The following is a 20,264-nucleotide window of genomic DNA, read 5'->3' as shown; positions in this document are numbered from 1 at the left end:
GTGTTCGGACGTCGCAAGAAGGACAGTGCCGCCGAGGACGCGGCGGGCGAGGCCGAGCAGGTCGTCGAGGACGCTGACCGTGACAGTGATGACACGGCCGCGGCGTCGTCGCGCGTGAGGCTCGAGCCCGAGCCCCGCCCCGACGGTCCCTGGGATGTCTCGGAGGTCCGGGAGCCCGGCGAGGGTCGAGTCGACCTGGGCGGCCTCTTCGTACCGGGTGTCGAGGGCATGGAGCTGCGGGTGGAGGTCGCGGGTGACGCGATCGTCGCGGCGACCGTCGTGCTCCAGGACAGCGCCATCCAGCTCCAGGGCTTCGCCGCCCCCAAGAAGCAGGGCATCTGGGGCGAGGTCCGCGAGGAGATCGCCTCCGGCATCACCCAGCAGGGCGGTGTCATCGACGAGGTCGAGGGCCCCCTCGGCTGGGAGCTGCGCGCGCAGGTGCCGGTGCAGCTGCCGGACGGCACGGGTGGCGTGCAGGTCGTGCGCTTCATCGGTGTCGACGGTCCGCGGTGGTTCCTGCGCGGGGTCATCTCCGGCCAGGGCGCGGTGCAGCCGCAGGCCGCGGGTCTCCTGGAGCAGATCTTCCGGGACACCGTCATCGTGCGCGGCGAGGGCCCGATGGCGCCCCGCGACCCGATCGTCCTGAAGCTGCCGGACGACGCCCAGATGGTCGCCGAGGGCGCGGTCCAGCAGGAGCAGCAGGAGGGCTCGCGCTTCTCCGGCGGCATGGGCCAGCTCCAGCGGGGCCCCGAGATCACCGAGGTGCGCTGAGCGCATCCAGACGTGCGCAGGCGCCTGAGCGCCTGATCGCGAAGCAGAGGCCGGTGGGCCGCACTCCCTGACGGGGGTGCGGCCCACCGGCGTTTTTGCAGGTGAGGGCGGGAGAGCGCAGGAAACCGTAAGAGAGTCGTCAATGGAGCGCCGGCGGACGTAAGGGAGCCGTCAACGGCGGTCGAATCCAGCCACGGAGGGGGTTTGCTCAAGGCGTCAGATCAATCGCATCTCATCTAGGAGCACACGATGGCCGACGTGGCCTTCGTCGTCACCACGATCGCGGTCTTCGCGCTGGTGGCGTTCATCGCCAAGGGGGTGGCGAAGCTGTGACTGCCGAGAACATCGTCGGTCTCGTCGTGGCCGTCGCCCTGCTGGGCTATCTCGTCCTCGCTCTCGTGTTCCCGGAGAGGTTCTGAGTACGGATATGAGCCCTGTTCTTGCCGGTGTGCTCCAGTTCCTCGCGCTGATCGTGGCGCTGGCCCTGGCATACCGTCCGCTTGGTGACTACATGGCCAAGGTCTACTCCTCCGACAAGCACCTGCGGGTCGAGAAGTGGATCTACAAGGGCATAGGCGCCAACCCCAACGCCGAGATGCGCTGGCCCGCCTACCTGCGCGGAGTGCTCGCCTTCTCCGCCGTGAGCGTGCTCTTCCTCTATCTGCTCCAGCGGCTCCAGGGCTCGCTGCCCGGATCGCTGGGCTTCAAGGCGATCGATCCCGACCAGGCGTTCAACACCGCTGCCTCGTTCGTGGCGAACACCAACTGGCAGTCGTACTACGGCGAGCAGGCCATGGGCCACGTCGTGCAGACCGGCGGCCTCGCGGTGCAGAACTTCGTCTCCGCGGCCGTGGGCATCGCCGTGGCGGTGGCCCTGGTGCGCGGCTTCGCCCGCTCCCGCACGGGCGAGCTGGGGAACTTCTGGTCCGACCTGGTGCGCGGTGTCGTACGCGTCCTGATCCCGATCTCCGTGATCGGCGCGCTCGTCCTGGTCGCCTGTGGCGCGATCCAGAACTTCTCCGGCATCCACGGAGTCGGCCAGTTCCTGGGCGGCAGCCAGGAGTGGAACGGCGGGGCGGTGGCCTCGCAGGAGGTCATCAAGGAGCTGGGCACCAACGGTGGCGGCTACTTCAACGCCAACTCCGCCCACCCCTTCGAGAACCCGAACGGCTTCTCCAACCTCTTCGAGGTCTTCCTGATCCTGCTGATCCCGTTCGCGATCACGCGAACCTTCGGGCGGATGGTCGGTTCCCTCAGGCAGGGGTACGCGATCCTCGCCACGATGGTCACCATCTGGGTCGGGTTCACCGCGCTGATGATGTGGACGGAGTTCCACCACGGGGCTCCCGCACTCGACGTCGCGGGCGGTGCGATGGAGGGCAAGGAGACGCGGTTCGGGATCGCGGGCTCGGCGATCTTCTCGGTCGCCACCACGCTGACCTCGACGGGTGCGGTCAACTCCTTCCACTCCTCCAACACCGGCTTCGGCGGCGGGCTCGATCTGCTCGGCATGCAGCTGGGTGAGATCGCGCCGGGCGGCACCGGGTCGGGTCTGTACGGCATGCTGATCATGGCGATCATCGCGGTGTTCATCGCCGGTCTGATGGTGGGCCGTACGCCGGAGTACCTCGGCAAGAAGATCGGCACCCGCGAGATCAAGCTGGCGGCCTGCTACATCCTCGTCACCCCCGCCCTGGTGCTCGGCTTCACGGCGGTGTCGATGGCGCTGCCCACGCCCAAGGACTCGATGCTCAACTCCGGGGCGCACGGCTTCTCGGAGATCCTCTACGCCTACACCTCGGGCGCCAACAACAACGGTTCGGCGTTCGCGGGGCTGAGCGCGGACACGAACTGGTTCAACACCACGATCGGGCTCGCGATGCTGCTCGGCCGGTTCCTGCCGATGGTGTTCGTCCTCGCCCTCGCGGGTTCGCTGGCCGAGCAGAAGCCGATCCCGGCGACGGCGGGCACGCTGCGTACCGAGAAGCCCCTGTTCACCGGGCTGCTGGTCGGCACCATCATGATCATCACCGGTCTGACCTACTTCCCCGCGCTGGCCCTCGGGCCGCTGGCCGAGGGGCTCGCGTCATGACCACCGACACAAGGAAGCCAGAGGAGCCCGGCTCCATGTCCACCGCTACTCCCACCCGTGCGCCGCACCAGGACGTGCCCGGCGGGCACCAGGACGCCAAGGGCGACAGCCGTGTCGGCGGGGGCCTGTTCGACCCCAAGCAGCTCCTGAAGTCCTTCCCGGACGCCGTGCGGAAGCTCGACCCGCGGGTGATGGTCAAGTCGCCCGTCATGTTCGTGGTGCTCGTCGGTTCGGTGATCACCACGGTCCTCGCGGTCAAGGAGCCGGGGGACTGGTTCGGCTGGGCGATCACCGCCTGGCTCTGGCTCACCACGATCTTCGCCAACCTGGCGGAGGCCGTGGCCGAGGGCCGCGGCAAGGCGCAGGCGGACACCTTGCGCAAGGCCAAGACCGACACGGTGGCGCGCCGCCTGAACGGCACGACCGAGGAGCAGGTGCCCGGCACCGAGCTGCGCATCGGCGACCTGGTCGTCTGCGAGGCGGGCGACGTGATCCCCGGCGACGGCGACGTCGTCGAGGGGGTCGCGAGCGTCGACGAGTCGGCGATCACCGGCGAATCGGCCCCGGTCATCCGGGAGTCGGGCGGTGACCGCTCGGCCGTCACCGGCGGCACGAAGGTCCTCTCCGACCGCATCGTCATCAAGATCACGACGAAGCCGGGCGAGACCTTCATCGACCGCATGATCAACCTGGTCGAGGGCGCGGCCCGGCAGAAGACGCCCAACGAGATCGCGCTCAACATCCTTCTCGCGTCCCTCACCATCGTCTTCCTGCTCGCCGTCGTCACGCTCCAGCCGTTCGCCGTGTACGCCGGTGCCGAGCAGTCCATGATCGTGCTTGCCGCGCTCCTGGTGTGCCTGATCCCGACGACCATCGGCGCGCTGCTCTCCGCGATCGGCATCGCGGGCATGGACCGCCTGGTCCAGCGCAACGTGCTCGCCATGTCCGGACGGGCGGTCGAGGCCGCCGGTGACGTCTCCACGCTGCTGCTCGACAAGACGGGCACCATCACGCTCGGCAACCGGCAGGCCGCCGAGTTCGTGCCGGTGCGCGGGACCACCGAGGCCGAACTCGCGGACGCCGCCCAGCTCTCGTCGCTGGCCGACGAGACGCCCGAGGGCCGCTCCATCGTCGTACTGGCGAAGGAGAAGTACGGGCTTCGCGAGCGCCACCAGGGTGAGCTGGAGGGGGCCGAGTGGGTCGCCTTCACCGCGCAGACGCGGATGTCGGGTGTCGACCTCGTCGAGGGCGGGACCGGGCGCGAGGTCCGCAAGGGCGCGACCGGTTCGGTGGTCGCCTGGGTCACCGAGAACGGCGGCACCGTCGCACAGGACGCGCAGGGCCTGACCGACACCATCTCGCAGGCCGGCGGCACACCGCTGCTCGTCGCGGCCAAGGACGAGAAGGGGGCGCGGGTCCTCGGCGTCATCCACCTCAAGGACGTCGTCAAGGAGGGCATGCGGGAGCGGTTCGACGAGCTGCGGCGCATGGGCATCAAGACGGTCATGATCACGGGTGACAACCCGCTGACGGCCAAGGCCATCGCGGACGAGGCGGGCGTGGACGACTTCCTCGCCGAGGCCACGCCCGAGGACAAGATGGCGCTGATCAAGCGCGAGCAGGCCGGCGGCAAGCTCGTCGCGATGACCGGTGACGGCACGAACGACGCGCCCGCGCTCGCCCAGGCGGACGTGGGCGTGGCCATGAACACCGGCACCTCGGCCGCCAAGGAGGCCGGGAACATGGTGGACCTGGACTCCAACCCCACCAAGCTCATCGAGATCGTCGAGATCGGCAAGCAACTCCTGATCACCCGGGGCGCGTTGACGACCTTCTCGATCGCCAACGACGTCGCGAAGTACTTCGCGATCATCCCCGCCATGTTCGCCGTGGTCTATCCCGGTCTCGACAAGCTCAACATCATGAACCTGTCGTCACCGGAGTCGGCCATTCTGTCGGCCGTCATCTTCAACGCGCTGATCATCATCGCCCTGGTGCCGCTGGCCCTGAAGGGCGTGCGCTACCGGCCGATGAGCGCGGACAAGATGCTGCGGCGCAACCTCGGTGTCTACGGGCTCGGCGGTCTGGTCGCCCCGTTCATCGGCATCAAGATCATCGACCTGATCATCTCCCTCATTCCCGGGCTGTAGTTTCCTGAAAGCGTGCTGATCGTCATGAACAACTCCGTTGGAAGCACGGCGCGGTTGTTGGGAGCGGGCCTGCGTGCCCTGCTCGTCCTTACCGTGATCTGCGGTGTCGTCTATCCGCTGGCCGTCACCGGGATCGCCCAGGGCCTGTTCAACGACAAGGCCAACGGCTCCGAGATCAGGAGCGAGGGCAAGGTCGTCGGCTCCGAGCTCATCGGACAGCGGTACGACCTGCCGCTGAAGAAGGGCCAGGAGACCGCCGCGCCCGACCTGAAGTGGTTCCAGCCCCGGCCGTCCAACGGCCTCGGCTCCAACCAGGACTCAGGGGTGAACACCCAGTACGACCTGATCCTCTCGGGTGCGACGAACCTGGCCGGTGACAGCAAGGACCTCGTCGCGAACGTCAAGGCGGCCAAGGCCGCCGTGGTCAAGGACAACTCCACGGCCGACTTCAAGGTCAGTCCATCGGACGTGCCGGCCGAGGCCGTCACCTCCTCCGGCTCGGGCCTGGACCCGCACATCTCCCCGCGGTACGCGGAGCTCCAGGCCCACCGGGTGGCGGAGAAGAACGGACTCGACGTGAAGCAGGTCGAGAAGCTGGTCGACGAGCACAGCGACGGGCGGATCCTCGGCTTCGTGGGGGAGCCGCGCGTGAACGTCCTGGAGCTCAACATCGCGCTGAAGGAGCTCGTCGCCGACAAGGGCTGACGCTGCTGTCGTCGCCGAACGGGAGCTGACGCTGGCTCAACTCCCTTGTGGCCCGCACTGATTCGGCCTTTTCGGTCGGAGCGTTGCGGGCCACAATCGCGTACGTCCATACTGTGCCGGTCACGCGGGGGGAGACCGGTGCGGTGAGCGGACGGCGCGTGCCCGCCGTGGTGCGGAGCGGCCGGTATCACGGGATGGTGCTCGTGGCCGCCGGGCTCGCCGTGCTGCTGGCGGCCACGGTGCTCGCCGCCCTTGCCGCGCTGACCGAGAAGGCCGTCGAGGGCGGAGTGCGGCAGCGGCTCGCCGCGGACCGCGAAGCCGTCGTCGAGGTGGCCGGGCGCTACGGCGCCGACAGCGTGCGGCGGCTGGACGCGGACGTACGGGCCGCGGTCGACCGCACCTACGGCGACGTGCCCCACCGCACGCGCCTCGCGCTGCGGGCACCCGCGGCGCGCAACGACGAACTCGCCGTGACCGAGGCCGGGGGCCGCCGCCGCGAGGACGCCACCATGTCCGTGGTCGCGCTCGAAGGGGCCCGGTCCCACGCCGACCTGGTGGCGGGCCGGTGGCCGCGCGGTGGTTCTGGCTCCGGCGGTTCTGGCTCCGGCGGTACGTCCGCGGCCGGTGGGCCCGCGGAGACCGCGCTGACCAGGGCGTTCGCCGCCGAGCTCGCGGTGCGGACCGGTGACGTCGTGGTCGTGCGCGGCGCCGGTGAGCGCCTGCTGCGGATGCGGGTCGTCGGGCTCTACGCGACCGAGGGGCGCGGGCCCGCGGTCTGGGCGGGCCTGAGCAGCACGTTCGGGACGGCCGACTCCATCGCGCTCGTGCCGCGCGGCGCGTTCACGGCGCGGCCGGGGTTCACGAAGGACGCGGGGGCGCTGTGGCTCGGCGTGCCCGACGCGCGGGGGCTGCGGCTCGGTGACATCGGGCCGCTGGCGGAGCGGGCCCGGAAGTTCGGCGGCAGCGATGCGTCGCGCTCGGTGCTGCGGGGGAGCTCGGAGCCGCAGGGGGCTTCCGTGCCGCGGGGTACGGAGGCAGGGGCGGAGGACCTGACCGTCTCGGCCGGGCTGCGCAGGGCCCTGGACCGGCTCACCACGCCCATCGCCGTGGCCCGCGCCGGGCTCTACGTCCCCGCCACGCTGCTCGCCGCCCTCGCGGTCGCGGCCCTGGTGCTCACCGGGCGCCGGCTCGCCGAACACCGGCGCCCGGAGCTGGCGTTGCTGGCCGCCCGGGGCGCGGGAACGCGGCGGCTCGTGGTGTCGACGGGAGTGCAGTGGGCGGTGGTCGCCCTTCCGGTGGGGATCGCCGCGCCCTTTCTGGCGGGGCCGCTGCTGCGGCTGCTTGAAGGGGCGGGGCTGCTGCACGGCGGGGTGCCGGACGCGCGTGTGATCGGGGCCGCGTGGGTGGCCTCCGCCTTTGCCGTCGTGGTGCACGGGTGCGCGGTGCTGATACCCACGGTGCGGGTGGTGCGGGACCGGCAGGCGGTGAGCCGTCTTCGGCTGCGGGTGGGGAGGTTCGCGGGGGCACAGCGGGTCGGGGCCGATGTGGCGCTGGGGGCGGTGGCCGTCCTCGGGTGGCTGCAACTGCGGCAGTACCGGTCGCCCGTGACCGGGGACGGCGTGGACCCCGTGCTCGTCCTCGCGCCCGTGGTGATGACCACCGCGGCCGCGCTGCTTGTGCTGCGCCTGCTGCCCCTCCTGACGCGGGCCATCGATCCGCTCGCCCGGCGGGGCAGGGGGCTCGTGCTGCCGCTGGGCGGGTGGCAGATCGGGCGGCGCGCGGCGCGGCACGCGGGGCCCGCCCTGGTGGTGACGCTGGCACTGGCCGTCGCGGCGCTGAGCAGCACCGCCCTGGCCATTCTCGACCGGGGCGACCACGACCAGGCCGCCTTCCAGGTGGGCGCCGACCTGCGGATCGAACCGGGGGACGGGGTGCCGGCGGGGGAGCGGCGCGGGACGTACAGCGCGCTGCCGGGGGTGGACGCGGTGACTCCCGTGGTGACCACGGAGGGATACATCGGGCAGGACGCGGTGGCCGTCACCGGGGTCAACACCGGGCGGGGGCCGGTGCCTTCGCTGCGGGCCGACCTCGCGGAGCGGCCCGTGCGGGAGCTGGTCGCGCCGCTGGGGAAGGGGATTCCGGGGCATGGGCTCGCGGTTGCCGGGTCCGATGGCGCTCGCCCACGGGGTGAACTCCCGCTCCGGGTACGGCTGTCCGCGGACGGGTCCGGCAGGCCCGTGCCGGTCAGGATGACGGTCTTCCTCGAGGACGATGACGGACTCGCCCACTCAACTGCCGTTCTTCTTAAAGAAGGCGGCCCGCGGACGGTGCCCCTGAAGGTGCCGGTGCGCAGGGGTGGCGTACGCGTCCTGCAGATCGACCTGAGCATGGTGGGCGAGGCGGTGCGGCGTACCTACCGGCTCCGTGTCGACCGGGTGCCGGGGCTCACCCAGCGGGCCGACTGGCGCGACCTGCGCGAGGACGCACCGGACCGCTACGGAGCGGGCTGCCCCGGGGCCGAGCGGTCGCGCGGGGCGGTGGGGGATGCTCCGGGGCCCGTGCTCTGCGGCGACCTGCCCGGGGCAGGGGTACTGCTCGACGCGGTGCTCCGGGGGCCTGACACGCGGCTCAAGTACCCGACGTGGAGCGTCCGTCTGGGCACGGACGGCGCCAAGGGGCGCTCCGCGGCCACCGCGCCCGCTCCCGCTCTCGCCGACCGTGCGCTGCTGGACTCCGGGGCGGTACGGGTCGGGGACGTCGTGACGCTGCGGCGCAGTACGGGAGGCAGCGCCCGGCTGAAGATCGTCGGGCGGATCGCGGCGGTGCCGGGCGTCGCGCGCGACCGGCCCCGGCTGCTCGCCGATTCGCGGGCGATGGCGGCCCAGTTGGTGCTGAGCGGGGCGTTGCCGGGGCCGGAGAGCGTGTGGTGGGCGGGGGCCGCGCGGGGTGACGCGAGTGCCGCGTGGGAGGCGGTGCGGGACAGCCCGCGGCTCGGCAGGGCCGTGGACGTGCCGCACGCGCGCGTGGAGCTCGGCGAGGATCCGCTGCGGCGCGGGGCCCGCGGCGGCCTCTGGCTCTGCCTGGTCCTGGCCCCGGCGTTCGCCGTCATCGCCTTCACGCTGCATACGGTGCTTTCGGCGCGGGCGAGGGGGCGGGAGTTCGCGCTGCTGAGGGCGCTGGGGGTGCGGCGGGGGCAGCTCGCCGCGTATCTGTGGACGGAGCAGTTGGCGCTGGCGGGGGTGGCGGCGCTCCTGGGCACGGTTCTCGGGGCGGGGCTCGCGGCGGTGATCATGCCGGTGGTGACGGTGGACGCGGAGGGCGAACCGGTCTTCCCCGGCCTGCTCACGGAGGTGCCGTGGGTGCGGGTGTGCGGGGTGGCGGGCGGGGTGACGCTGGTGATCTGCGGGGTGGTGAGTGGGGCCGCGCGGGTGCTTGGGCGGGTGGATCTGGGGCGGGTCTTGCGGGCGGGGGAGGACGGGTGAGGGGTCCCTGCGGGGCTTTGGCGGCTTTGGTGGCTTTGGCGGCGCGGGGTCCCTGCGGGGCTGGTGCGGTTGTGGGTGCGGGGGCGCGCCGGTATGTCCGTCCTCGCTATCGTCCGGTGGCCGCCTTGGTGCTTCGGCGCCGGAGCGACAGGAACCGTGCTCCGGGCGGACATACCGGCGCGTCCCCTCGCGTGCGCTCCCGTCTGCGGCTGGTCACTGGTGCCTGGGGGCGATCGGGTGGGTGCGCGGGGAAGCTTGTTGGTGCGGGTGCGGGTGCGGGTGCGGGTGCGGGTGCGGGTGCGGGTGCGGGGCCGTGCCGGTATGTCCGTCCTCGCTATCGTCCGGTGGCCCCTTGGGTGCTTCGGTGGGGGAGTCCTGCGAACCGTGCTCCGGGCGGACATACCGGCGCGTCCCCTCGCGTGCGTTCCCGTTTGCGGCTGGTCACTGGTGCTGTGGGGCGATCGGGTGGGTGCGCGGGGAAGCTTGTTCGTGTGGGTGTGGGTGTGGGTGTGGGGGAGGGGGAGGGGGGCTTATGAAGTGGCGGGGGGAGGTGGGGCTTCTGGGGTGTCTTGCCTTGCTCGTGCTGGCGCTCAGCGCTGTGGTCGTCGGCGGGCCCGGCCTGCTTGACCGGGCCTCCGGGGACGCGTTGCGGTCCCGGCTGGAGCAGGTTCAGCGGGACGCCCCGGGGATCACCCACCGGGTGCGGTTCGGGCCGGAGGAGGAGCGGGGCGGGCCGAGGAGCACGCTGGCTGCCGATCTCCGCAGGGTTTCGACCGCCGTCGAGAACGCCGTCCCCGCCCCTCTCCGCGAAGCCCTCGTACACGACTCCACCCGGATCGCCCTGCCCAGCGTGCGCATGGGTGACGGCACCGCGATGTCCCTGGTGTACGCCTCCGATGCCCCGCCCCGTTCCGCGTACGCAGCGGGACGGCCCCCCGCCGCCCGGGGGAGTGTCGTGGAGATCGCCGTATCCACCCGGACACGGGACGAGCTCGAGCTGCGCCTGGGGCAGGAACTCCGGCTCGGTCCCGGCGCGTTGGAGAACGTGGACGCACCGGCACGGGTGGTCGGGTTCTACGCCGCCGAGGGCGAGCGGCGGCTCTGGCGCGAGCAGCCCCTGCTCGCGCGGACGGCACGGGACACGCGGGACGCAGCGGCGCGGTACGCGGGCGCACTGCTGGCGCCGCGCGGCGTCGAGGTGCTGCAGGACCAGGCGGACGCCGACCTCACCGTGATCTGGGGCATGCGGCTCGACCCCGGCGACGACGCCGCGCGCTTCGTCGGCGACCAGGGGCAGCGCGACTTCGAGCGCCTCATGCTCCGCTACCCGGACTCCGTGCGGGGCGTCACGTGTGACTTGGCGATGGTCAGCGGCGGCATGCCCTGTGCCTTCGGTGCGCACCCGGCCGCCGAGTCGGAGACCGCCACCGAACTGCCGGACGCCTTGGAGGAGTTCCAGGGGCAGTGGCGGCAGGGCAGCGTCGTGATCTCCTTCGCGCTCGCCTCGGTGACGGCGGTCGGCCTCGCCGCCGTGGTGGTCGGCGCGCTGCTCTCCGTACGCCGTCGGCTCGACGTCCATCGTCTGCAACGCGCGCGTGGGGCCTCGGCCCTGGGGGTCGCCGTCGGGCGTGCCGTGGAGACCGCACCGGCCGTGGTGCTGGGGTTCGGGGGCGGCTGCGCGCTCGCCTCCGTGCTGCCGGGGGCCTCACCCGCGTACGGGCGAGCGCTGCTCGTCGCCGTGGGCGCGTGGCTGGTGCTGCCCCTGCTGACCTGGTGGGCCGTGCGGGACCGGGCGCTGTTGCGGGACAAGAAGGGAGGTGGCGGGCGCCGCGTCGTGGCCGAGGTGGCTGTCGTGGTCGTCGCCTCGGCGGGCGTACTGGCGCTGCGGGCCCGTGGGACGGCGGGCGGCTCGGGAGGCGATCCGTTGCTCGCTGCCGTGCCCGTGCTGCTCGGGCTCGCCGCGGTCGTGGTCCTGGTGCGCCTCTACCCCCTGCCGGTGCGCCTCGTCGCGCGCTGGGCCGGGCGGGGGCGCGGAGCCGTGGCCCTCATCGCGCTCTCCCGTGCCGCCAAGGAGGCCCCCGCCCGGGCGCTCGCGCTGCTCGTCCTGGTGGTGACCCTGGCCGGTGCCGTGTTCGGCGGTCTGGTCGCGGGGACGCTGGCGGAAGGGCGGCGGGACGTCGCCGCCTGGCGGGTGGGCGCCGACGCCTCCTTCCTGGGGGCGGGGCGCGACCCGGACACCGCCGGACGCCTGGCACGCGCGCGTGGGGTGCGCCAGACGGTGGAGGTGCGGCAGCTGCGGGTCGACCCGGTGAGCGCGGCGGACGGCGGGCGGTACGGCATCGCGAGCCTGGTCGGCGTCGACGGCGCGAAGCTGCGGTCCGCCGCGGGGAGTTCGGCCGCCGCCCGTGCCCTGCGGGACGCCGGAGTCGGCGGCGAGCGCGGCAGCGGGCGTGACATCCGCGTCCTCGCCGACGCCGCCGACGCGGGGGACATCCTGACCATCACCGTGCACGGCAAGGAACGCCGCCTGCGCGTCGTGGGCGCCCTCCCCGAGGCCGTGCGCCGCGACCCCGCGCTCGGCCCCGTGGGCGCTGCCACCGAGGCGAGGGAGCACCTCCTGCTCGCCGACACCCGTGACCTGAAGGGCTTTGGCGCAAGCGAGTTCGAGGAGTCCGTCCTGCTCCTCTACGGCCCGCACCTGGACGTCCGCGAGCTGCGCTCGGTCGTCCCGCGCACCGCGCCGGGCAGCGCCGCCGGAGAGCTGCGAATCCGTGCCGAGGAGCGGGCGGAGGCCGACGAGGACGGGCTCATCGCCGCCCTGACCGCGGCGCACACTCTCTGCACCGCCCTGGCCGTGCTCCTCGCGCTGCTCGCCCTCGTGCTCGAACTCCTGCTGTCCGCGCCCGCACGCGGCGACGCCACCGCCCGGCTGCGCACCCTGGGGCTCGGCGGCCGGGCCACGGCAGGGCTTCACCTGCTCCAGCTGCTGCCCCTGGTGCTCGCGGCCGTGGCCGGCGGCGTCGCGCTCGGTCTGACCCTGCCCGGGCTGCTCGGACCCGCCCTCGACCTGCGGGAGTTCACCGGCGGGCCCACCGCGCCCGTCCTGCGGACCGACGCCCTGTTCACGGCGGCCCTGGCCGCGGGAACCGTCGCCCTGATGGCCGCGGCGGTGGGCGTGGAGACCTGGCTGGGGCGGCGCCGGGGTCTGGGAGCCGTGCTGCGACTGGGGAGGAACGATGACTGAGCTCGCCGATCTGGAGGCCCGCGCGAACGCCGCGCGCCGTCCCGCGGGGGAGGAGGGCCTCGTCGTCTGCGACAACCTCGTACGCGTCTACCGCACCGACAAGGTGGAGGTGCAGGCCCTCCAGGGGCTCGACCTGGTGGTCGGGGAAGGGGAGTGCGTGGCCCTCGTTGGCGCGTCCGGGTCCGGCAAGTCCACCCTCCTGTCGATCCTCTCGGGGCTCGACCTGCCGACGGCGGGGAGGGCGCGCGTCGCCGGGCACGACCTGCTCGCCATGGGGCGTCGCGAGCGCCTCGGCTACCGCAGGAAGACCGTCGGCTTCGTCTGGCAGCAGACCGGGCGCAATCTGCTGCCGTACCTCACCGCCCTGGAGAACGTCGCGCTGCCGATGAAGTACGCGCGCGTGCCCCGTCGCGAACGGGCGGCGCGGGCCGCCGAACTGCTCGGCGTGCTCGGTGTCGCGTACTGCCGCGACCGGCGGCCCGCGGAGCTGTCCGGCGGGGAACAGCAGCGCGTCGCCGTGGCGGTCGCCTCCGCCAACGCCCCGCGCGTGCTGCTCGCCGACGAGCCCACCGGGGAGCTGGACACGGCGAGCGGCGAGGAGGTGTTCGCCGCGCTGCGCCGCGCCAACGAGGAGCTCGGCGCGACCGTCCTGGTCGTCACGCACGATCCGCTCGTCTCCGGGCAGGTCCGCCGCACGGTGCGCATCCGGGACGGCCGTACGTCCACGGAGACGCTGCGCGAACAGGGCGGCCCGGGGGAGGAGTTCACGGTTCTGGACCGGGCGGGGCGGTTGCAGCTGCCGCGCGACTACGTGGAGCGCTACGGGCTGAGCGGACGCGTCCGGCTCACGGAGGAGCCGGATCACATCGGTGTCTGGGGCGAGGGGCCGGATCAGGAGCCACCCGCCCCGTGAGCAGCAGCTCCGACTTCTCGTGCATGACACCTCCAACTTCACGCCTTGACGGAAGCATGGTCCGTACCTATGGTCTCGGGCCAACACGCGTGTTCAGAAAGGCACTTGAAGTTCACATACGAGAATGGATGGCCTTCGCATGGCTCACACCCCCACACCCGTGCGCCACCACCGCAGACCCCGCACGACCGTCCTCGCGACCCTCGCCACCGTGGTGACCGCCCTGGTCGCCGCCCTCCTGGCCTGGCCCGGGGCCGAGCGCGCCGACGCGGCGCCCAGCACCTTCGCGCACCCCGGAGTCACCGTCTCGCGCGGCCAGTTGGACTTCACCAGGGAGAAGGTCAACGCCGGGGCCCAGCCCTGGAAGGGCGCCTACGACCAGATGATGGGGAGCAAGTACGCCTCCCTGTCGCGCACGCCCAAGCCCCGCGCGGTCGTCGAGTGCGGCTCCTACTCGAACCCCAACTACGGCTGCACCGACGAGCGCGAGGACGCGATAGCCGCGTACACCACGGCACTGGCCTGGTACGTCACCCGAGACGAGCGCTACGCCAAGAAGTCCATCGAGCTGATGGACGCCTGGTCCGCCACCATCAAGGACCACACCAACAGCAACGCACCGTTGCAGACCGGCTGGGCGGGATCGTCCTGGCCCAGGGCCGCCGAGATCATCAAGCACACGTACACCGGCGGCTGGGGCAACGCGGGACGCTTCGCGACGATGCTGCGCACCGTCTACCTGCCCGAGATCATCAACGGCTCCAACTCCAACGGCAACTGGGAGCTGTCGATGATGGAGGCCGCCATCGGCATCTCCGTCTTCATCGAGGACAAGGGGTCGTACGACAAGGCGATGGCGAAGTTCCGCACGCGCACCGCCGCGTACGTCTACCTCGCCTCCGACGGCGACCTGCCCAAGACCGTGCCCAGCCAGAACCTGGACACTCGCGCGAAGATCGTCAAGTACTGGCAGGGGCAGGGCACCTTCACCACCGGGCTCACCCAGGAGACGTGCCGCGACTTCACCCACACCGGATACGGCCTCTCCGCGATCTCCCACGTCGCCGAGACCAGCCGCATCCAGGGCGAGGACCTCTACAAGACGGACGTCGGCGAGCGGCTTCGCCAGGGGCTCGGTTTCCAGGCCAAGTACGAACTGGGCGAGGCGCCGCCGAGCTCGCTGTGCGGCGGCTCGGTCCACCGGGGCCTGGGGCCGGTCACCGAGGTCGGCTACAACGCGCTCCACGGCCGCCTCGGCCACGCCATGAGCAACACCCAGAAGCTCACCGAGAGGAACCGTCCGGCGGGTTCCAACAACCTGTTCGTCGCCTGGGAGACCCTGACCCACGCGGACAACCCCAGCTGATTCGGGCCTTGTTCGGCCGGGCGTGCGGTGACCATACTGGCGCCCGGTCCAACAGGACCGTACGGGGGAGCGGACATGGCGGAGAGCGCGGTCGTCGTCGAGGGCCTGCACCGGACCTACGGCAGCGGGCCGTCCGCCGTGCGCGCCCTGCGCGGCGTCTCCTTCGCCGTCCCGCGCGGCGAGCTGGTCGCCCTGAAGGGGCGGTCGGGATCGGGCAAGACCACCCTGCTCAACCTCGTCGGCGGGCTCGACGCCCCGGACACGGGGAAGATCACCGTCGAGGGGCTCGAACTCGCGGGCCTCGGCGAGAGCGGCCTCCTGGAGCTGCGCCGCGACCGTGTCGGCTTCGTCTTCCAGTCCTTCGGGCTCATCCCCATCCTCACCGCCGCCGAGAACGTCGGCGTGCCGCTGCGGCTGCGCAGGACCGACCCCCGCGAGCGGGAGGAGCGCGTCGCGCTGCTGCTCGCCCTCGTCGGGCTCGCCGACCACGCCGAGCAGCGGCCCGGCGAGCTCTCCGGCGGACAGCAGCAGCGGGTGGCGATCGCCCGCGCGCTCGCCAACAAGCCCTCCCTGCTCATCGCGGACGAGCCCACCGGGCAGCTGGACGCCGAGACCGGGCTGGCGGTGATGGAGCTGCTGCGCGCCGTCGTCCGCGGCGAGGGCGTCACCGCCCTGGTCGCCACGCACGACGCGGCGCTGCTCGACCTCGCCGACCGGGTCCTCGAACTGAGCGACGGCGAGATCGTCGAACGCTGACCCCCGGCCCGGCCCCGACACATCAGGGTTGCGTCAAGGAGCACACGTGAGCGCACCTTTGTCCGAATTGCGGGAATTGTTGGCCGTAAGGTCGACTCTGCGTACAGAGCAGTTTCGGGAAGACAATGGGGCCATGGCACGCGGCAAGCTTCGGATATACCTCGGTTCGGCACCGGGCGTCGGCAAGACGTACGCGATGCTGTCCGAGGCGCACCGCCGCATCGAGCGCGGCACCGACTGCGTCGTGGCCTTCGTGGAGCACCACGACAGGCCGCGCACCGAGGTGATGCTGCACGGCCTGGAGCAGGTGCCCCGCAAGGACCTGGACTACCGCGGCACCCTCTTCACCGAGATGGACGTGGACGCCGTCCTGGAGCGGGCGCCCGCCGTCGCCCTCGTGGACGAACTGGCGCACACGAACGTCCCCGGCTCCCGCAACGCCAAGCGCTGGCAGGACGTCGAGGAACTCCTCGCCGCGGGCATCGACGTCGTCTCCACCGTGAACATCCAGCACCTGGAGTCCCTCGGCGACGTCGTCGAGTCGATCACCGGCGTGCGCCAGCGCGAGACCGTGCCGGACGAAGTGGTGCGGCGCGCGGACCAGATCGAGCTCGTCGACATGTCGCCCCAGGCGCTGCGCCGCCGCATGGCCCACGGCAACATCTACAAGTCCGACCGGGTCGACGCGGCCCTGTCCAACTACTTCCGGCCCGGCAACCTCACCGCCCTGCGCGAGCTCGCGCTGCTCTGGGTCGCCGACCGGGTCGACGAATACCTCCAGCAGTACCGCGGCGAGCACGACATCCGCTCCACCTGGCAGGCCCGCGAGCGCATCGTCGTCGGCCTCACCGGCGGCCCCGAGGGACGCACGCTCATCCGCCGCGCCTCCCGGATGGCCGCCAAGGGCTCCGGCAGCGAGATCCTCGCCGTCTACATCGCCCGCAGCGACGGCCTGACCGCGGCCTCGCCCAAGGAGCTCGCGGTCCAGCGCACCCTCGTCGAGGACCTGGGCGGCACCTTCCACCACGTCATCGGCGACGACATACCGGCCGCGCTGCTCGACTTCGCCCGCGGCGTCAACGCCACCCAGATCGTCCTCGGCTCCTCGCGCCGCAAGACCTGGCAGTACGTCTTCGGTCCCGGCGTGGGCGCGACGGTCGCCCGCGAATCGGGCCCCGACCTGGACGTCCACATCGTCACGCACGACGAGGTCGCCAAGGGGCGCGGCCTGCCCGTGGCGCGCGGGGCACGCCTGGGGCGCTCCCGCAGCATCTGGGGCTGGCTGGTGGGCGTCGGCGGCCCCGCGCTCCTGACGCTGCTCCTGACCCATGTCGACGCGGACCTCGGTCTCGCCAACGACATGCTGCTGTTCCTGACGCTCACCGTCGCCGCCGCCCTGCTCGGCGGTCTGCTTCCGGCCCTGGCGTCGGCGGCGTTCGGCTCGCTGCTCCTGAACTACTACTTCACGCCGCCGCAGCACCTGTGGACGATCTCCGACTCCAAGAACATCGTCGCGATCGTCGTCTTCGTGGGCGTCGCGATCTCCGTGGCCTCCGTGGTGGACCTCGCGGCCCGCCGCACCCACCAGGCCGCCCGGCTGCGCGCCGAGTCGGAGATACTCTCCTTCCTCGCGGGCAGCGTGCTGCGCGGCGAGACGAGCCTGGACGCCCTCCTGGAACGCGTGCGCGAGACCTTCAGCATGGACTCCGTCGCCCTCCTGGAGCGGGCGAGCGACGTCGCCCCCTGGACCTGCGCGGGCCGGGTCGGCGAGGGCCGCACCCTGGAGCGCCCCGAGGACGCGGACGTGGACATGCCGGTCGGTGACCACATGGCGCTCGCCCTGTCCGGCCGGGTGCTGCCCGCCGAGGACCGCCGGGTGCTCGCCGCGTTCGCCGCGCAGGCCGCCGTGGTCCTGGACCGCCAGCGCCTCCAGGGCGAGGCGCAGCAGGCCCGCACCCTCGCCGAGGGCAACCGCATCCGCACCGCGCTGCTCGCCGCCGTCAGCCATGACCTGCGTACGCCGCTGGCGGGCATCAAGGCCGCCGTGTCGTCCCTGCGCTCCGACGACGTGTCCTGGTCCGAGGAGGACCAGGCCGAGCTCCTCGAAGGCATCGAGGACGGCGCCGACCGCCTGGACCACCTGGTCGGCAACCTCCTGGACATGTCCCGCCTGCAGACCGGCACCGTCAGCCCGCTGATCCGCGAGATCGACCTCGACGAGGTGGTCCCCATGGCGCTCGGCGGCGTCCCCGACGGCAGCGCCGACCTGGACATCCCCGAGACGCTGCCCATGGTCACCGTCGACAAGGGGCTCCTGGAGCGGGCGGTCGCCAACATCGTCGAGAACGCGGTCAAGTACAGCCCCGACGCCGAACCGGTCCTGGTCTCCGCGAGCACGCTCGGCGACCGCGTCGAACTGCGCGTGGTGGACCGCGGCCCCGGTGTCCCTGACGGAGCCAAGGACCGCATCTTCGAGCCCTTTCAGCGCTACGGTGACGCTCCGCGCGGCGCGGGCGTCGGCCTGGGTCTCGCGGTCGCACGCGGCTTCGTCGAGTCCATGGGCGGCACGCTGGAGGCCGAGGACACCCCCGGCGGCGGCCTCACCATGGTCCTGACCCTGCGGGCGGCGTCGGGCGGACCGCCGGCTCTGCCGGACCTCTCCGCCCAGGTCATCTCATGACCGCCACCATCGACAGGACCCAAAGGCCCGAAAGGCAGGTACGCATGACCCGGGTGCTCGTGGTCGACGACGAGCCGCAGATCGTGCGCGCCCTCGTGATCAACCTGAAGGCGCGCAAGTACGAGGTGGACGCGGCCCCGGACGGAGCCACCGCGCTCCAGCTCGCCGCCGCCCGCCACCCCGACGTGATCGTGCTCGACCTCGGTCTGCCCGACATGGACGGGGTCGAGGTCATCAGGGGCCTGCGCGGCTGGACGCGCGTGCCGATCCTGGTGCTCTCCGCGCGGCACAGCTCGGACGAGAAGGTCGAGGCGCTCGACGCGGGCGCCGACGACTACGTCACCAAGCCCTTCGGCATGGACGAGCTGCTTGCCCGGCTGCGCGCCTCCATCCGCAGGGCCGAGCCCACCGGAGCGGGCGAGGACGACGTGATGGTGGACACGGAGGACTTCACGGTCGATCTGGCCGCCAAGAAGGTCAACCGCGACGGACGCGACGTACGCCTGACGCCCACCGAATGGCATCTGCTCGAAGTGCTGGTGCGCAACACCGGGCGCCTGGTCAGCCAGAAGCAGCTGCTCCAGGAGGTCTGGGGCCCTTCGTACGGCACGGAGACGAACTACCTGCGCGTCTACATGGCCCAGCTGCGCCGCAAGCTGGAGGCGGACCCGGCGCATCCGCGGCACTTCATCACCGAGCCGGGAATGGGTTACAGGTTCGAGCGATGAGTCAAGGGTCGGGGCTGGGCTGAGCGGGCATAAGCACAGATGAGCGCACCCATTGCGGTGCTGTCGCCGCCCCCCGGTAGGCTTCCTGTATGAGTGCTGTTCCTGGTTCAGAGAAGCCGGCAGGCCGCTTCCGGCGCATGCTCGACCGGCTGTCCTCCTCCCAGGAGGATCTGGAGTCGGAGGAGCTGCGCGAGGACGCCGAAACGGCGGGGTGCACCCGCATCGGAGACTGCCACGACCGCCAGATAGTCACGGTTACTGGTACCTTGCGCACGGTCACCCTGCGGCCACGCGCCGGGGTCCCCGCCCTGGAGGCGGAGCTGTTCGACGGCTCCGCGGCACTGGACGTGGTGTGGCTGGGCAGGCGCTCCATCGTGGGGATAGAGCCGGGGCGCAGGCTGATCGCGTCCGGCCGGGTCTCGATGAGCCGGGGCCGCCGGGTGCTCTTCAACCCGAAATACGAACTCAGACCCCTCGGACGGGAGTAGCCGGTGACGTCCCTCGACAAGCCGACGGACCAGGGAACCACGGATCAGGAAGCCGATTCCAGGGCCGTGACCGAGGCCGCGCTCTTCGAGGCCTTCGGCGGCGTGCGGGGCATGGTGGAGACCGTCGTCCCGGGCCTCCTCTTCGTGACCATCTTCACGATCAACAAGGACCTGCACATGGCCGCCATCGCGGCCCTTGCGGTGTCCCTGGTGCTCGTGGTGGTCCGCCTGGTCATGAAGGGCACCGTCAAGCACGCCTTCAGCGGCGTCTTCGGTGTCGCCTTCGGTGTGGTCTTCGCGATGATGACCGGCAACGCCAAGGACTTCTATCTGCCGGGCATGCTCTACACCCTGGGCCTCGCCCTCGCCTACATCATCACGGCCATCGCGGGCGTCCCGCTGATCGGCCTGATCCTCGGCCCGGTCTTCAAGGAGAACCTCTCCTGGCGGACCCGCAACCCCGGGCGCAAGAAGGCGTACACGAAGGCCAGTTGGGCCTGGGGCCTGATCCTGCTCGCCAAGTGCGCGATCCTCTTCCCGCTCTACTGGTGGGCGGACACGACCCAGTTCGGCTGGGTCCTGATCGCCCTGAAGATCCCGCCGTTCCTGCTCGCCGTCTGGCTGACCTGGGTCTTCCTCGCGAAGGCACCCGCGCCGATCGACGTGTTCGCCGAGATGGAAGCGGCGGAGAAGGCGGAGGAAGAGCGCAAGGCGGCTTCCGCCCAGCAGAGCCGAGAGGCCTGATCCTGCTGCTTGTACGTGGAGGGGGGGGGGGGGGGGGGGGGGGGGGGGGGGGGGGGGCGCCCCCGCCCCCCCCCCCGCCCCGCCGGGGGGGGGGGGGGGGGCGCCCGGGGCGGCCGCGCGGCGCGGCCGCCCCCCCGCGGGGGGC

At 72.1% G+C, this 20,264-nt stretch carries 14 protein-coding genes; all 14 read left to right on the top strand.

Annotated features, from left to right (window positions below; genetic code table 11):
* The 14 genes from ACIGXX_RS43740 (at nt 1) to ACIGXX_RS43675 (ending at nt 20,119) form a co-directional block, all read left to right on the top strand.
* A complete protein-coding gene (locus ACIGXX_RS43740; protein ID WP_351173886.1) occupies nt 1-771 on the top strand; it encodes a DUF3710 domain-containing protein in 771 nt (256 codons plus the stop codon).
* A 329-nt stretch (nt 772-1,100) separates the two neighbouring features.
* Nucleotides 1,101-1,190: a K(+)-transporting ATPase subunit F gene (kdpF, locus tag ACIGXX_RS43735; RefSeq protein WP_033264828.1), complete on the top strand. Its 90-nt coding sequence runs from the start codon at nt 1,101-1,103 to the stop codon at nt 1,188-1,190.
* An 8-nt stretch (nt 1,191-1,198) separates the two neighbouring features.
* Nucleotides 1,199-2,863 carry a potassium-transporting ATPase subunit KdpA gene (gene kdpA / locus ACIGXX_RS43730; protein ID WP_351173890.1) on the top strand — a complete coding sequence of 555 codons (1,665 nt, stop codon included), beginning with the start codon at nt 1,199-1,201 and terminating at the stop codon, nt 2,861-2,863.
* Entirely contained in the window at nt 2,860-5,013 is a 2,154-nt protein-coding gene (gene kdpB, locus ACIGXX_RS43725) for a potassium-transporting ATPase subunit KdpB (RefSeq protein ID WP_361468161.1), read from the top strand. The genes kdpA and kdpB overlap by 4 nt, the downstream gene beginning before the upstream one ends.
* Before the next feature lie 24 nt (nt 5,014-5,037).
* Nucleotides 5,038-5,718 (top strand): potassium-transporting ATPase subunit C, encoded by a 681-nt coding sequence (locus ACIGXX_RS43720; protein ID WP_399984836.1) that lies wholly within the window; start codon nt 5,038-5,040, stop codon nt 5,716-5,718.
* Nucleotides 5,719-5,861: 143 nt separating this feature from the next.
* Entirely contained in the window at nt 5,862-9,200 is a 3,339-nt protein-coding gene (locus tag ACIGXX_RS43715; protein WP_399984823.1) for an FtsX-like permease family protein, read from the top strand.
* Nucleotides 9,201-9,774: 574 nt separating this feature from the next.
* Nucleotides 9,775-12,444, top strand: a complete 2,670-nt coding sequence (locus ACIGXX_RS43710) for a hypothetical protein (RefSeq protein ID WP_399984821.1) — start codon at nt 9,775-9,777, stop codon at nt 12,442-12,444.
* Nucleotides 12,437-13,357, top strand: a complete 921-nt coding sequence (locus ACIGXX_RS43705) for an ABC transporter ATP-binding protein (protein ID WP_351173905.1) — start codon at nt 12,437-12,439, stop codon at nt 13,355-13,357. The genes ACIGXX_RS43710 and ACIGXX_RS43705 overlap by 8 nt, the downstream gene beginning before the upstream one ends.
* 139 nt (nt 13,358-13,496) lie before the next feature.
* Nucleotides 13,497-14,723, top strand: coding sequence for an alginate lyase family protein (locus ACIGXX_RS43700; RefSeq protein ID WP_351173908.1), 1,227 nt, complete (start codon nt 13,497-13,499; stop codon nt 14,721-14,723).
* Nucleotides 14,724-14,798: 75 nt separating this feature from the next.
* Nucleotides 14,799-15,479, top strand: a complete 681-nt coding sequence (locus tag ACIGXX_RS43695; RefSeq protein ID WP_399984818.1) for an ABC transporter ATP-binding protein — start codon at nt 14,799-14,801, stop codon at nt 15,477-15,479.
* Nucleotides 15,480-15,612: 133 nt separating this feature from the next.
* Complete coding sequence (locus ACIGXX_RS43690; RefSeq protein WP_351173914.1) at nt 15,613-18,159, top strand: sensor histidine kinase KdpD; 2,547 nt, start codon at nt 15,613-15,615, stop codon at nt 18,157-18,159.
* 44 nt (nt 18,160-18,203) lie between these two features.
* Nucleotides 18,204-18,887, top strand: coding sequence for a response regulator (locus ACIGXX_RS43685; RefSeq protein WP_351173923.1), 684 nt, complete (start codon nt 18,204-18,206; stop codon nt 18,885-18,887).
* A gap of 89 nt (nt 18,888-18,976) precedes the next feature.
* Nucleotides 18,977-19,375, top strand: coding sequence for an OB-fold nucleic acid binding domain-containing protein (locus tag ACIGXX_RS43680; RefSeq protein ID WP_249587256.1), 399 nt, complete (start codon nt 18,977-18,979; stop codon nt 19,373-19,375).
* Between the two features lie 3 nt (nt 19,376-19,378).
* The gene (locus ACIGXX_RS43675; protein WP_366464509.1) at nt 19,379-20,119 is read left to right on the top strand and encodes a DUF3159 domain-containing protein; all 741 of its coding nucleotides are present in this window, start codon (nt 19,379-19,381) and stop codon (nt 20,117-20,119) included.
* The last annotated feature ends 145 nt before the right edge of the window (nt 20,120-20,264 follow it).

The sequence above is a fragment of the Streptomyces sp. NPDC055243 genome (assembly GCF_044544025.1).
GTDB lineage: Bacteria > Actinomycetota > Actinomycetes > Streptomycetales > Streptomycetaceae > Streptomyces.
This window is presented reverse-complemented; position numbering and strand designations above follow the sequence as displayed.

What these genes read in the sequence shown, in the direction of transcription:
- kdpA (WP_351173890.1), top strand. Translation starts at nt 1,199, where the DNA reads ATGAGCCCTGTTCTTGCCGGTGTGCTCCAGTTCCTCGCGCTGATCGTG.
- kdpB (WP_361468161.1), top strand. Translation starts at nt 2,860, where the DNA reads ATGACCACCGACACAAGGAAGCCAGAGGAGCCCGGCTCCATGTCCACC.
- ACIGXX_RS43690 (WP_351173914.1), top strand. Translation starts at nt 15,613, where the DNA reads ATGGCACGCGGCAAGCTTCGGATATACCTCGGTTCGGCACCGGGCGTC.
- ACIGXX_RS43695 (WP_399984818.1), top strand. Translation starts at nt 14,799, where the DNA reads ATGGCGGAGAGCGCGGTCGTCGTCGAGGGCCTGCACCGGACCTACGGC.
- ACIGXX_RS43700 (WP_351173908.1), top strand. Translation starts at nt 13,497, where the DNA reads ATGGCTCACACCCCCACACCCGTGCGCCACCACCGCAGACCCCGCACG.
- ACIGXX_RS43685 (WP_351173923.1), top strand. Translation starts at nt 18,204, where the DNA reads ATGACCCGGGTGCTCGTGGTCGACGACGAGCCGCAGATCGTGCGCGCC.
- ACIGXX_RS43680 (WP_249587256.1), top strand. Translation starts at nt 18,977, where the DNA reads ATGAGTGCTGTTCCTGGTTCAGAGAAGCCGGCAGGCCGCTTCCGGCGC.
- ACIGXX_RS43720 (WP_399984836.1), top strand. Translation starts at nt 5,038, where the DNA reads ATGAACAACTCCGTTGGAAGCACGGCGCGGTTGTTGGGAGCGGGCCTG.
- ACIGXX_RS43705 (WP_351173905.1), top strand. Translation starts at nt 12,437, where the DNA reads ATGACTGAGCTCGCCGATCTGGAGGCCCGCGCGAACGCCGCGCGCCGT.